A 12,009-nucleotide genomic window follows, 5' to 3' on the forward strand; every position below is an offset into this window, starting at 1 on the left:
GCGCGCCGGACGATGACTCGGGGCACGCTCACGGGTAGTCGGGCAGGCCGGCGTCGGTGGCCAGTGCGGTGGTGCCGCTGAGCAGCATGCGCTTGACCACCGTGGTCCGGAGCGCGGAGTTGCGCAGCCACAGGCCCCACGCGGACGCGGGGGCGAGGAACTTTCCGGGGTTGGCGCCGCGCTGCCACCGGCCGGCGTACGTGCGCATGCGGCGCTCGTACGCCTCGTATGCGGCCCGGTGGTCGCCACCGGCGGTGGCCAGCTCGCCGGCGAGCACGTAGGCACCGACGACGCCGGTACCGACGCCCATGCCGCCGAGGGTGATGCCCCACGCGGCGTCGCCGAGCAGGGCGATCCGGCCGCGTGTCCAGCGGGGCACGCTCACCCGGCTGATCGAGTCGAAATACAGCTCAGGCGCGTCGGCCAGGGCGTCCAGCAGCCGCGGCACGTGCCAGGGCAACCCGGCGTACGCCTCGGCGATGACCTTCTTCTGCTGGTCGACGTCCTGCCAGTCGAGGTCGAGGGCGGGAGAGGCGAACACGAACAGCGCGGTGGCGCGGGCGGGGTCGCGCTGGTCGGCGGCGACGCTCGCCATGCGCCCCGGAACGGCGTAGTGCTGTGCCGTCGGACCGGCTCCCAGATCGTTGGGCAGGTCCCAGCCGGCGATGTGGTGGCCGAGGTGCCGGACGTAGCGCGATTCCGGGCCGAAGGCGAGCCGGCGCACGGCGGAGTGCAGGCCGTCCGCGCCGACGACGAGATCGAACGTACGCGATCCGCTCCGGACGAACCCGACCCGCACGCCGTCGGCGGTCTCGGCGAGCTCGCGGACGGCGTCGCCGAACAGGTACTCGGCACGGTCGGCGCCGCGGTCGTGGAGCACCCGGGACAGGTCCCGGCGGTGGACCTCCAGGTCGCCGCCGGCGAACTCGGCCGGCAGCCGGAAGATCTCGTGGCCGTGCTCGTCGACGCAGCTCATCGCGCCGCCGTGGGTCTGGAGCCGGCGCAGCTCGTCGAGCACGCCCAGCCTCTCCAGTACGGCGAGGTGGGTCGGTCCGCGGAAGTCGACCGCGAATCCGCCGGTGCGCAGCGCGGGTGCCAGTTCCGCGACGGTGGTGTCGGCACCGTACCGCGACAGGGCACAGGCCAGGGCCGGCCCGGCGATGCCGGCACCGGAGATCAGGATGCGCATACCGCGCAGCGGTGAGGGATCCATGCTTCCCACCTCGGGAGTCGATAAAAACTGTGTCCGATGGATACAGTGTACGATAGACACAGTTAGTTGGCTCGGCAAGACGGGAGCGGGCATGGGAGATCCGGACGCGGTGCTGGCGCTGCTGTGGGGGCAGCCGGCCACGCCGAGGCGCGGGCCCCGGCCGACGCTGACCCTGGCCGCGATCGCGCGGGCCGCGATCGGGATCGCCGACGCCGACGGGCTGGCCGCGGTCACCATGCAGCGGGTCGCCGACGATCTCGGCGTCACCAAGATGGCGCTCTACCGGTACGTTCCCGGCAAGGCCGAACTGGTCGCCCTCATGATCGATATCGCGGTGGGCGAGCCGCCGCGGTTCCGCGGCGCGGCCGGCGATTGGCGTTCCACACTGGACGACTGGTCACGGCGGTTGTTCGTCCGGTTCTGTCGGCATCCGTGGGCGCTGGAGGTGACCGTCGGCGCCCGGGTCATGGGCCCCAACGAGCTCGGTTGGCTGGAAGGCGCGGTCGCCGCCCTCACCGGGACCGGGCTCGACGGCGGAGAGATGCTCGACGTGGCCGTCACGCTCATCGGCCATGTCCGGAACCTCGCGCAGCAGGTGACCGCCATCTCCGCACCCTCCGGAGGTGTTTCCACCGGTGCGCACCCCGGTGACGCCGGGTCCACCGGTGCCCCGGAGCAGGCGATGGCGTCGGTGTTGAGCACGCTGGTACGCGACCGTCGGGATCGCTTCCCGGCCCTGGCGGCCGCGCTGGCCTCCGCCGCCGTCCACGGCTCGCAGGACCAGGCCCTCGACTTCGGTCTCGATCGCATTCTCGACGGCGTCGAGATGCTGATCGCGACGCGCGCCCGGTAATCGCGGTTCACCCGCCGGTGCGCAGCGGCGGGGTGACGATCGCGGCGTCGGCGTCGGCGTCGGCGTCGGCGTCGGCGCCGGCATGCCGGAAGGCGTAGGTGAACAGCCGGTCGGCCGGGGGCGCCCGCGTGTCGGTACCGGAGGTGGGCGGTTCACCTATTCGGGCGTCTTATGTACTTCTTTCACTTTCCCGTACGTTGCGGACACAGACTGTCCACCTTCTGTTTGGACAACCCACCACTCGATGGAGTTCTGTTGACCTTCGTTCGTCGCAAGACCCTGGCCGCCGTCTCGGCTGTCGCGCTCGGCGCCGGGGCTGTGGCCGCTCTCGTGTCCGCGCCGTCGGCCGCGGCCGCGGGACCGGAAACCACGTTCCTCGTACTCGCGCCGCAGGGTAACTCGACCGCCAAGGCGGCGGCGCGGGTCACCGCCGCCGGCGGCACCGTCGTCGCGAACTACAGCCAGATCGGTGTCCTGGTGGCCCGGTCGTCCGATCCGTCCTTCGCCACCGCCGTCTCCGGCTCCGGAGTGGAGGCCGTCGCGTCGACCGCCGGGCTCGGCACCGCGCTCGCCGAGGACGAGGTCACCGGCACGGTCGACTCCGCCACCCTGGCGGCGACCGGTACCACGGCCGCTGAGCCGCTGTTCGGCCAGCAGTGGGACATGGCTCAGATCAGCGTCCCGCAGGCCCACGCCGTGAACCTCGGCAGCCCGAACGTCGTGGTCGGCGTGCTCGACAGCGGCATCCTGAGCACGCACCCCGACCTGGCCACCCAGATCGCCAAGGACAAGAGCGCCTCCTGCATCGGTGGGGTCGCCGACACCCGTGAGGCCGCCTGGAACCCGACCACCTCCAGCCACGGCACCCACGTCGCCGGCACGATCGCCGGAGCGCTCAACGGCGTCGGCATCGTCGGTGTGGCGCCCGGGGTGAAGGTCGCCTCGGTGAAGGTCGTCAACGACGACGGGTTCATCTACCCCGAGGCCGCGGTGTGTGGCTTCCTGTGGGCCGCAGACCACGGCATGCAGGTCACCAACAACAGCTACTACATCGACCCGTGGGAGTTCAACTGCCGCAACGACGCCCGCCAGCGCCCGGTGTGGCAGGCGGTCCAGCGTGCGATCCGGTACTCGCAGAACAAGGGCGTGCTGAACGTCGCGTCGGCGGGTAACTCGAACGTTGACCTGGCCCACAAGACCGTCGACAGCGGCAGCCCGGACAACGGCACGCCGGAGACCCGCACCATCAACAGTGCCTGCCTCGACCTGCCGGCCGAGGCGCCGGGAGTCGTCGCCGTCTCCGCCGTCGGCACCGAGCGGCGCAAGAGCTACTACTCGTCGTACGGCCAGGGCGTCGTGAACGTCACCGCCCCGGGTGGCGACGTCCGGCAGCCGAACCCGAACGTCAACGACTCCACGCACGCCGTCCTGTCCACGCTGTCGAACGGCAAGTGGGGCTACATGCAGGGCACGTCGATGGCCGGCCCGCACGTGGCCGGAGTCGCGGCGCTCGCCCTGTCCGCGCACCCGAACATGACGCCGGGCGCGCTGGCGTCGTTCCTGGAGCGCACCGCCGACCCGCTGGCCTGCCCGGCCGGCGTCTACGACCCGCGCCCCGGCCTCGACCAGTACAAGGCCCAGTGCAGCGGCGGCGCCAACCGCAACGGCTTCTACGGCGCCGGCGAGGTCAACGCCTACAGCGTCGTCAAGTAGCCGAGACCCGCGGCGGCATCGAACCGCTGCGGGATCGTGAACCTGGGACCGCCCGGCAGCCGGCCGGGCGGTCCCACGTCGTTTGCGGACCGTGGCGGTCGCCGCCGGAACGGCGGGCCGTCACCCGACCTGGCGGCCCGGCCGGTCGGTCGTGTCGCGGTGCGAGCCGGCCGTGGTCAGGGCGGCCAGCACGCCGGCGATGCTCAGGACCCGGCGTACCTGTCCGCGGGTGTTGGTCACCACGAACCTGCAGCCGTGCCGCCGCGCGGCCTGCCGGGCCGCGATCAGCGTGCCGATGCCGGTCGAATCGATGAAGACCAGCCCCCGCACGTCGACGGTGATGCGCGCCGGCCGCCCGGCCAGGGCGTCGAACAGCACGTCCCGCAGGTGGGCTCCGCTGCTGGCGTCGACCTCGCCGGCAAGAACGATCGTCACCTCGCCGTCGGCGTGATCGACCGTATGAGCGAGGTTCGCCGCGTGCCTGTCCGCACCATCGCTGTCAGTCACCGACGACCACGTTACGCCACGGCGCTCCGCGCCGGCCACGACCTAGCCAGCCGTGTGGCGGGCGCCCTTACCGGCCTGGCCGGCGAGGCGCCAGGCGCTGGAGTGCAGCAGTCGGAGCCCGTTGAGGCCGACGACGACAGTGGAACCCTCGTGTCCGGCGACGCCGAGCGGCAGCGGCAGGTCGCCGAGCAGATCCCAGGCGACCAGGACGGTGATGAAGGTCGCCGCGACGGCCAGGTTCGCGATCACGAGGCACCGGGCCCGCCGGGCCAGGGCGACGATCGTGGACAGGGTGGTGAGGTCGTCACGGACCAGGACGACGTCGGCGCTCTGCAGAGCCAGGGCGGAGCCCCGGCGTCCCATCGCGACGCCGAGGTCGGCGGCGGCCAGGGCCGGGGCGTCGTTGACCCCGTCGCCGACCACCAGCACCCGTCGGCCGTCGCCCTGCCAGGACCGTACCCGGGTGACCTTCTCCGCGGGCAGCAGGCCGGCGTGTACGTCGGTGATGCCGGCCTCGGCGGCGAGCCGGCCGGCGGCACCGGGGTTGTCGCCGGTGAGCAGGACCGGTGATGCGCCGGTCAGCCCGGCGAGGGCCGCCACGGCGTCCGCGGCTGCCGGGCGCATCCGGTCGGCCAGGGCCAGCACCCCGGCCGGAGCGCCGTCGACGGCGACCACCACGGCGGTGCGGCCGCCGCCCTGGGCGGCGGTGACGGCGGCCCGGACCTGAGCGGGCGCCGACCCGTCGGGCTCGCCGGTGGTCCGGACCCGGGCGGGCACCGGACCGTCACCGGACCCGGCGGCCAGTTCGTCCAGCAGGGCCGGGCTGCCGACACGTACCTCGTGACCCTCGACGACGGCGCGCACTCCGCGGCCCGGCGAGGAGTCGAAGCCGTCGGCGGCGGGCACGGCCAGTCCACGGTCGTGGGCGGCGGCCAGTACGGCGGCCGCGACGGGATGCTCGCTGGGGTGCTCGGCACCGGCGGCCAGCCGCACCAGGGTGTCCTCGTCGATGCCGCGGACCGGACGGACCGCGGCGACGCGGGGGCTGCCCTCGGTGAGGGTGCCGGTCTTGTCGAACGCCACCAGCGTGGTGTCGGCGAGCTGCTCCATGACCACGGCGCTCTTGACCAGTACGCCGTGGCGGCCGGCGAGGGCGATCGCGGACAGCAGCGGCGGCATGGTGGCGAGCACGACGGCGCAGGGCGACGCCACGATCATGAAGGTCATCGCGCGCAGCAGGGTCACCCGCAGATCCGCGCCGACCAGCAGCGGGACGGCGAACAGAGCCAGGGTGGCGACGACGACGCCGACGGAGTACCACTGCTCGACCCGCTCGATGAACAGCTGGGTCCTCGCCTTGGTGGCCGTGGCCTCCTCGACGAGGGCCACGATCCGGGCGATGACCGACTCCCCGGCCGGGCGGTGCACCCGGGCGAGCAGCGCGCCGGTGCCGTTGAGGGTACCGGCGAACACCTCGTCGCCGGGGGCTTTGGCCACCGGCAGCGGCTCGCCGGTGATGGTGGCCTGGTCGACCTCGCTGACCCCGCCGACCACGACGGCGTCGGCGCCGATCCGTTCGCCCGGCCGGATCCGGATCACGTCACCGACCCCGAGGGCCGAGGTGTCGACACGCTCCTCGGCCCGGTCCGGGCGTACCCGGCTGGCCCGTTCCGGGGCGAGGTCGAGCAGCGCGCGTACGGAGTCGGCGGTCCGCGCGGTGGCGAACGCCTCCAGGGCACCGGAGGTGGCGAAGATGACGATGAGCAGCGCCCCGTCGAAGACCTGCCCGATGGCGGCCGCGCCGATCGCCGCCACGATCATCAGCAGGTCCACGTCGAGGGTCCGCTCGCGCAGCGCCCGCAGTCCGGCCAGGGCCGGCTCCCATCCACCGGCGGCGTAGCAGGCCAGGTACAGCGCCCACCACACCGGCGCCGGCGCGCCGGCGAGCTGGGCCACGCCGCCGACCGCGAACAGTGCGGTGGCCAGGGTGGCCCAGCGGATCTCGGTGAGGGCCCACAGCCGCGCCACCAGGGCATGCAGCCGGGGTCCTCCGGCACGCAGCCGTGCCCCCGGGACTCGCCATCGGGCCGGTCGCCGCGGCGCCCGTGCGCCAGGTGCGCCCGGTTCGGTGCGAGCTGTGGTGGCGGGGTGGGTCGTCAAAGGCACGAGGACCAACAGTACCTGCGTAGTAATGCAGGTAGCAGAGCAGATGAGCAGATGAGCAGATGAGCAGAAGAGCAGATGAGCAGCGGAGTTGCGGCTACGCTGATGCGGTGCACACCTCGCTGACGGACTTCCAGATGCCCAGCGACGAGCAGGTCCACCTCGCCGCGGAGGGCTTCCGGTTGCTCGCCGACCCGACCCGCATCAAGATCCTGTGGGCGCTGCTCCAGGGCGAGTCGTCCGTCACCTGCCTCGCCGAGCTCGTCGGTGCCGCACCGACCGCCGTCAGCCAGCACCTGGCCAAGCTGCGCCTCGCGGGGCTCGTACGGGGCCGCCGGGAAGGCACCTTCGTGCACTACTCCGCCGCCGACTCCCACGTACGGACCCTGCTCGCCGAGGCGCTGTTCCACGCCGACCACGCCGATCGGGACCTGCCCGACCAGGGATCCCACCGGCACCTCCCGGCGCCCACCGCCAGCGCCGGCTGAGGCCCCGGATCGGGGCGGTGGTCCCCGCGGGCACGGTCAGCAGTGGTAGCGCGCGGGCCCGGTCACGACCGGTAGCGTGCCACCCGCCGAGGCGAAGGCGAGCAGGGAGGCGACGTCGACGATCGCACCACGGCCACGGTCCAGCATGCCGGCTCCGGTTCCGGCCGGGATGTCGAGTTGGCTATCCGACGGTTGCCTTGGCCGCGAGCGATCACTTACGTACGTTGCGTACGCCCCCGCCGTCCTAGCGGCGGGGGCCGGGGGTTGGCCGCGGTGCGATCGCGGGCCGACCCCCGTTCCCGGCGCCGATGGGGCGTGGTGAGCCGTGTCGACGGAGCGTGGTGAGCTGTGTCGATGGACTGTGGTGAGCCGGTGGCCTTACAGCAGGCGTATCCGCTCGGTCTCCCCGTTCTGGTGTTTGACGGAGACCGTGCCCCCGTTGCGCTGGGCGACTTCCTGCCACACCTCGTACACCTGGAGAGCCCGGTTGATCACGTCGGTCTTGGAGTAGCCGGTCTCCTCGCACAGCCGCTCCATGGCCTGTGCGGCGGCCGGGGTGAGGTTCACCGTGACGCGCACCAGTCCGCCGCCCGCGCCCGGCGTCTCGGCCTGGTCGGCGCGGGCGGGGCCGTCGGCCGGGGTGGTCCTGCCGGCCGGGGACGGTGCCGCCGTCTCGCCCGTCTCCGCGGGGCGGGATCGTGCTCGCTCCACGATCGTCGGTTCTGACATGTTGCGCTCCTTCCTAGCGAAGCGACATCCACACGAACGTGACCAGGGTCATAGTAACTGTACGTAGTGTGGCTGTTGTGAGTGGTAACGATACCCGAGTTTTGTCAGGCGCATGGTGCGGCGGAAGGCTGGATGTTCGCTGCAGCAATGCCGTACGGCTCGGAAATTACGGAGAGCGATCATGGGCTGCGGCTTCGAGTGGGCATGCGCCGGCGAGTCGGCGTAGCCCGCGGTCATCTTTTTCCCACGCTGCGCTGACGACGGCGCCATTTGTTGCGTGATCAAACATGAAAGATATGACTGGCAAGTAGCTTTTTATTCACACGGCCTCATACCGGCGCAGGCACGGCTCTGCTAACTTTCTGTGACAGTCGCCGGTGACCATGAATGGATTCCGGCCGGCGTTCCCCTACGCAAGGCGGTAAGCATGGTGCGCCCTCGTTCCGACCGGGTCCGTAACACGGCGGCGGCCCGGTCCCCGGACGGTCGGCCGCCGGGCCGCGACGGAGGTACCGGACGTTCGTCCCGAGGGGCGGCCCCCGACGCGGAGGAGGACCTGTCCACAGAGGATCCCACTCCCGCTTCCCGGGTGACGGTGGACCGCGCACCGGAGGTCACCGTCGACGCCAGGATCCGTCCGTTCGGCGAACTCCACATCGGAGGTAGCGGACCGGTGGTCACCGCGGCATTCGCCTACCTCCTCATCGTCGGTGCCGCGACCGGTGCCGCCGCCGTCCTCGCGCGCGGCGGCCGGGGTGCGGACAACGCCGTGGCGGGTGCCGCGGTCTTCATCTCCGTCCTCGTCCTCGGCGTGTGGGGCAGCACACGCCTGAAGTCGTAGCGGGCAGCAAGCGCCTGAATGCGTGGCAGGCAGCCACGGCAACCGGATCCAGCACCTCATTTCTCATCAGGAAGGAAAGGCGCCGTCATGTCGCACGGGAAGATACTCGAGTTCATCCTCTACCCTCAGGGCGCACAACCGGCTGCGGCCGGCACCTTCGACGTGCTGCACGCGCGGGCACTGCGGCTCCTGGGGGAGTTGCAGGAACTCGTCCAGGAGTTGGGCGAAGCCACCGGGCCGGCTGATATCGCGGGGTCGGGTGGCGTCGCAGGGCCGGGTGGCGTCGCAGGGTCGGATGGATTCGCGAGTCAGGAGCAGGAACGACTCAGCCACCTCGCGTGGCGCGCGACGAAACTGGCCGACGTCCTGTGCTTTCTCGCCAGCGACGCCGGGACCGAACAGCGCCAGCGGCTGGCGCGCGACCGGGAACCCGACGCCGACGACCACCCGTCCCGGCCCCCGGCGGCCACTCCACCGACGGGTACGGGCGGCCGGCTGTCCGACGTCGCCTGAGGGCCCTGACCCGTCCGAGAAGCTGGTGACGCGGGACCGCGGGGCTGACCGGTGGGGCGTGGCGGCCCTATCATTCCCGATGAGTCACGGCTTGCTCCCGATGAGTCACTGTACCGACGGTGAGGTGCGGCATGGGCCGGTACTACTGGGCAGACCGGATCGCCCGGCTCGACCCGGACACGGACAGCCAGGAGATCTACCGGATCCTCGTCACGTACGAGTTTCCGTGGGACATGAACCAGTCCCTGTCGCTCGCGCTGTACCGGACGTACGCGGTACCGCGCATCGGCCGGCTGCTGTACGACACCGGTGAGTTCACGGCGCGTACGCAGAAGCGTTACGACGACACGGTGCTGATTCTCGACGCCATCCTCGAGCACGGGCTCGGCAGCGAGGGTGGGCGTAGCGCGCTGCGGCGGATGAACCAGATGCACGGCCGGTACGACATCTCCAACTCCGACATGCGGTACGTGCTGTCGACCTTCGTCGTGGTGCCGATCCGGTGGCTCGACGCGTTCGGCTGGCGCCGGCTCACCGAGAAGGAGCGGGTGGCCAGTGCCAACTACTACCGGGAACTCGGCCGGCACATGGGCATCAAGGACATCCCCGCCACCCACCAGGCCTTCGCCGAGCTGCTCGACGACTACGAGCGGGAGCACTTCGCCTTCGACGAGCGTGCCCGGGCGGTGTCCGACGCGACGTTGCGGCTCATGGCGACGTTCCCGCCCCACCACCGGCTCCCCGAAGCCGCGGCGCGGCGGCTCGCTCTGGCGATCATGGACGATCCCCTGCTGGAGGCGTTCGGCTACCGCAAACCGACCCGCGTCGAACGTGCCCTGGCGCGTGGTGCGATCCGGCTGCGCGGGCGGGTCGTGCGGTTCCTGCCGTCGCGTACCCGGCCGTTCCGTGCCCGGGATCTGCCGTACATCCGCAGCTATCCCGACGGGTACGACGTGACGCGGCTGGGCACGTTCGCGCCGGGCTGCCCGGTGCCCGACCGCACCCGCCGGCCGCCCGGCACGGGCGGGAAGACCCCTCCGGGGGAGGGGTCTTCCGTGGCCGGTGGCGTGGCTGGCGGTCGGCGACGGGCCGGCTCCGCCGTTCCGCCGGCCGCGTCCGGGCGGCGCGTTCAGGGGGAGGACTAGGGGCAGTGCTTCCAGTGGAAGTGGTAGATGGTGCTGAGGCTGCCGTCCGTCGAGTCCATGGTCATGAAGCTGGTCGTCTTCTTCGTGTCCGAGGTGCCCGCCGACACCCGCAGTTCGGTGTTGATGTTGAAGTTGCGGAGCGCGCCGCAGGGCGCGTAGACCAACTGAGCGGTTGACGCCTCGTCCGTGGCCTGCCAGTCGTCCTGCAACGGTCCGGTGAAGGTGTGGCTGATCGAGGTGGTCTGCGAGTCGCCCTGGAAGTAGTAGTTGGCCCGTTCCGTGCCGGAGGCGCCCTTCTCCAGTGCCGCGAAGCCGCGGTAGTCGGCCTTCGCGATCGCGTAGGTGAATCCCTGGGGAACGTGCACCACCAGGCTGAGCTGGCAGTTCTTGCGGAAGTCGGTGGTGCCTGCGCCGACCCCGACCTGGGCGATGTACTGGCTGTACGTCACGGTGAACGCGGTGTTGTCGGGCGAGACCGCGACGGCGGCGGTGCCGGCCGGGCAGCCCGAACCGTTGACGGTCGCCACGTCGATGACGATCTTGTCGGTCGGCGGCGGCACGGGATCGTCCAGGTACCCCTGGGCGAATGCGGGCGCCGCGGACAGCGACGAGGCGACCAGTGTGGCGATGATGCTGCTGGCGGCGGCCAATACCTTGCGCATATGCGCTCCCCTCTGGCTACCGGTGCGCTACCGCACCGGGGGGCATCATGGTAGGAATTCGCATTGATGTACGTCAATTAACGTCCGGCACTTTCGCCGTCCGGCGTCGATACCGGCCCGATGTTGATAGCCGTGCCGCACTGGTCGGTGTCCGGCCAGGCAGTGGGCGTTTGCGGCCGTCACCAGCGGATGATGTGGAATTGGTTACCGGGTGTGGGGGGGGGGGCATTCCAAGGTCATTGATAAATGGACCAGTGGCGGAGTCGCGCAAAGCGAAAAAATTGATTGTATTCAATTCTTGCCGGCATCCGGAGCGGTCGATACGATGCGTTCGCATCTCAACTGCTCGATGTTTTCGTTGTGAAGGCACCTGGGTGCGTCGGCCTACCGCGGACAACGGTGATCCGGTGGCGTCGGTCGCGACCAGCCAGACTGTCGGAGAGGAATGCCATGACGTTCAGGCTGACCACTGCGCGCTGGGCAACGTGCGCCGCGTTCATCACGGCGGTTGCCCTCTCCTCAGCGGGAGCCGCCTACGCCGGGGGCGTCGGGGCGCACGCCGACAGCGTGGCCCCACCGAGCGAGGTCACGCTCGACGTCGTGACCGTCAACGGCTCCGGTTGCCCGGCCGGCACCGCCACCGTGACCATGCTGCCGGACCGGACCGGCTTCCGCGTGACGTACACGAGCTTCGTGGCGCAGGACGGCGGCGCCGCCAAGCCGACCGACATCCGGAAGAACTGCCAGATCAACCTGCGGGTACACGTTCCCCAGGGGTTCACCTACGCGATCGCACGTGCAGACTATCGCGGCCGGGTGCACCTGGCATCCGGCGCGACCGGGCTACACCGGACCAACTACTACTTCCAGGGCTCCTCCGACAACAACTACGTCGATCACCCGTTCGCCGGGCCGGTCGACGGTGCGTGGCGGGACACCGACATCACCGACGTGACGGAGTTGGTGTACCAGCCGTGCGGCGAGGTCAGCATCCTCAACATCAACACCGAGTTGCGGGTCGACTCCGGTACCTCCGCCGCGAGCGCCGTCAACTACCTGTCGATGAGCGCGAGTGACGGCAACGTCGACACGATCGTCCAGTTCCAGTGGAAGCGGTGCGGGTAGCCGGGTAGCAGCGCGGTTCACCACCGCCGCCCCGGTGCCGGGACCTCCCGGCGGTGG

Annotated in this window: 12 protein-coding genes; 7 read left to right on the plus strand and 5 right to left on the minus strand. The window is 71.0% G+C overall.

What is annotated here, in order from left to right; genetic code table 11:
• Positions 1-28: 28 nt before the first annotated feature.
• Complete coding sequence (locus ACNTMW_RS13170) at positions 29-1,213, minus strand: FAD-dependent monooxygenase (RefSeq protein ID WP_426633782.1); 1,185 nt, start codon at positions 1,211-1,213, stop codon at positions 29-31.
• 91 nt (positions 1,214-1,304) lie between these two features.
• Between ACNTMW_RS13170 and ACNTMW_RS13175 the strand changes: the two genes are divergently transcribed.
• Together ACNTMW_RS13175 and ACNTMW_RS13180 are read left to right on the plus strand one after the other, a co-directional pair.
• A complete protein-coding gene (locus ACNTMW_RS13175; protein ID WP_426633783.1) occupies positions 1,305-2,066 on the plus strand; it encodes a TetR/AcrR family transcriptional regulator in 762 nt (253 codons plus the stop codon).
• Positions 2,067-2,321: 255 nt separating this feature from the next.
• Complete coding sequence (locus tag ACNTMW_RS13180) at positions 2,322-3,779, plus strand: S8 family peptidase (RefSeq protein ID WP_426633784.1); 1,458 nt, start codon at positions 2,322-2,324, stop codon at positions 3,777-3,779.
• Positions 3,780-3,899: 120 nt separating this feature from the next.
• On the opposite strand, the gene ACNTMW_RS13185 is transcribed toward ACNTMW_RS13180, so the two are convergent.
• A complete protein-coding gene (locus tag ACNTMW_RS13185) occupies positions 3,900-4,286 on the minus strand; it encodes an STAS domain-containing protein (RefSeq protein WP_426633785.1) in 387 nt (128 codons plus the stop codon).
• 42 nt (positions 4,287-4,328) lie between these two features.
• On the minus strand, positions 4,329-6,314 hold the full coding sequence (locus tag ACNTMW_RS13190; protein WP_426633786.1) for a heavy metal translocating P-type ATPase: 1,986 nt from the start codon (positions 6,312-6,314) through the stop codon (positions 4,329-4,331).
• Between the two features lie 245 nt (positions 6,315-6,559).
• Here ACNTMW_RS13190 and ACNTMW_RS13195 point away from each other — a divergent pair, with 245 nt between their 5' ends.
• Positions 6,560-6,937 (plus strand): ArsR/SmtB family transcription factor, encoded by a 378-nt coding sequence (locus tag ACNTMW_RS13195; RefSeq protein ID WP_426633787.1) that lies wholly within the window; start codon positions 6,560-6,562, stop codon positions 6,935-6,937.
• A gap of 378 nt (positions 6,938-7,315) precedes the next feature.
• On the opposite strand, the gene ACNTMW_RS13200 is transcribed toward ACNTMW_RS13195, so the two are convergent.
• The gene (locus tag ACNTMW_RS13200; protein ID WP_426633788.1) at positions 7,316-7,666 is read right to left on the minus strand and encodes a ribbon-helix-helix domain-containing protein; all 351 of its coding nucleotides are present in this window, start codon (positions 7,664-7,666) and stop codon (positions 7,316-7,318) included.
• A 589-nt stretch (positions 7,667-8,255) separates the two neighbouring features.
• Between ACNTMW_RS13200 and ACNTMW_RS13205 the strand changes: the two genes are divergently transcribed.
• The 3 genes from ACNTMW_RS13205 to ACNTMW_RS13215 all read left to right on the plus strand — a co-directional run bounded on the left by ACNTMW_RS13205 (position 8,256) and on the right by ACNTMW_RS13215 (position 10,165).
• Positions 8,256-8,507 (plus strand): hypothetical protein, encoded by a 252-nt coding sequence (locus tag ACNTMW_RS13205; RefSeq protein ID WP_426633789.1) that lies wholly within the window; start codon positions 8,256-8,258, stop codon positions 8,505-8,507.
• Between the two features lie 87 nt (positions 8,508-8,594).
• Positions 8,595-9,020 carry a hypothetical protein gene (locus ACNTMW_RS13210; RefSeq protein ID WP_426633790.1) on the plus strand — a complete coding sequence of 142 codons (426 nt, stop codon included), beginning with the start codon at positions 8,595-8,597 and terminating at the stop codon, positions 9,018-9,020.
• 131 nt (positions 9,021-9,151) lie between these two features.
• Positions 9,152-10,165 (plus strand): oxygenase MpaB family protein, encoded by a 1,014-nt coding sequence (locus ACNTMW_RS13215; RefSeq protein ID WP_426633791.1) that lies wholly within the window; start codon positions 9,152-9,154, stop codon positions 10,163-10,165.
• On the opposite strand, the gene ACNTMW_RS13220 is transcribed toward ACNTMW_RS13215, so the two are convergent.
• The gene (locus ACNTMW_RS13220; RefSeq protein WP_426633792.1) at positions 10,162-10,827 is read right to left on the minus strand and encodes a DUF4360 domain-containing protein; all 666 of its coding nucleotides are present in this window, start codon (positions 10,825-10,827) and stop codon (positions 10,162-10,164) included. The two genes, ACNTMW_RS13215 and ACNTMW_RS13220, sit on opposite strands and share 4 nt — an antisense overlap.
• A 450-nt stretch (positions 10,828-11,277) precedes the next feature.
• Here ACNTMW_RS13220 and ACNTMW_RS13225 point away from each other — a divergent pair, with 450 nt between their 5' ends.
• Positions 11,278-11,952, plus strand: a complete 675-nt coding sequence (locus ACNTMW_RS13225) for a DUF4360 domain-containing protein (RefSeq protein ID WP_426633793.1) — start codon at positions 11,278-11,280, stop codon at positions 11,950-11,952.
• The last annotated feature ends 57 nt before the right edge of the window (positions 11,953-12,009 follow it).

It is taken from the genome of Planosporangium spinosum (assembly GCF_049999945.1).
Taxonomy (GTDB): domain Bacteria; phylum Actinomycetota; class Actinomycetes; order Mycobacteriales; family Micromonosporaceae; genus Planosporangium; species Planosporangium spinosum.

Excerpts from the sequence above, each read along its gene's own strand:
- ACNTMW_RS13170 (WP_426633782.1), bottom strand. The coding sequence starts at position 1,213 with ATGGATCCCTCACCGCTGCGCGGTATGCGCATCCTGATCTCCGGTGCC.
- ACNTMW_RS13175 (WP_426633783.1), top strand. The coding sequence starts at position 1,305 with ATGGGAGATCCGGACGCGGTGCTGGCGCTGCTGTGGGGGCAGCCGGCC.
- ACNTMW_RS13200 (WP_426633788.1), bottom strand. The coding sequence starts at position 7,666 with ATGTCAGAACCGACGATCGTGGAGCGAGCACGATCCCGCCCCGCGGAG.
- ACNTMW_RS13210 (WP_426633790.1), top strand. The coding sequence starts at position 8,595 with ATGTCGCACGGGAAGATACTCGAGTTCATCCTCTACCCTCAGGGCGCA.
- ACNTMW_RS13215 (WP_426633791.1), top strand. The coding sequence starts at position 9,152 with ATGGGCCGGTACTACTGGGCAGACCGGATCGCCCGGCTCGACCCGGAC.
- ACNTMW_RS13220 (WP_426633792.1), bottom strand. The coding sequence starts at position 10,827 with ATGCGCAAGGTATTGGCCGCCGCCAGCAGCATCATCGCCACACTGGTC.
- ACNTMW_RS13225 (WP_426633793.1), top strand. The coding sequence starts at position 11,278 with ATGACGTTCAGGCTGACCACTGCGCGCTGGGCAACGTGCGCCGCGTTC.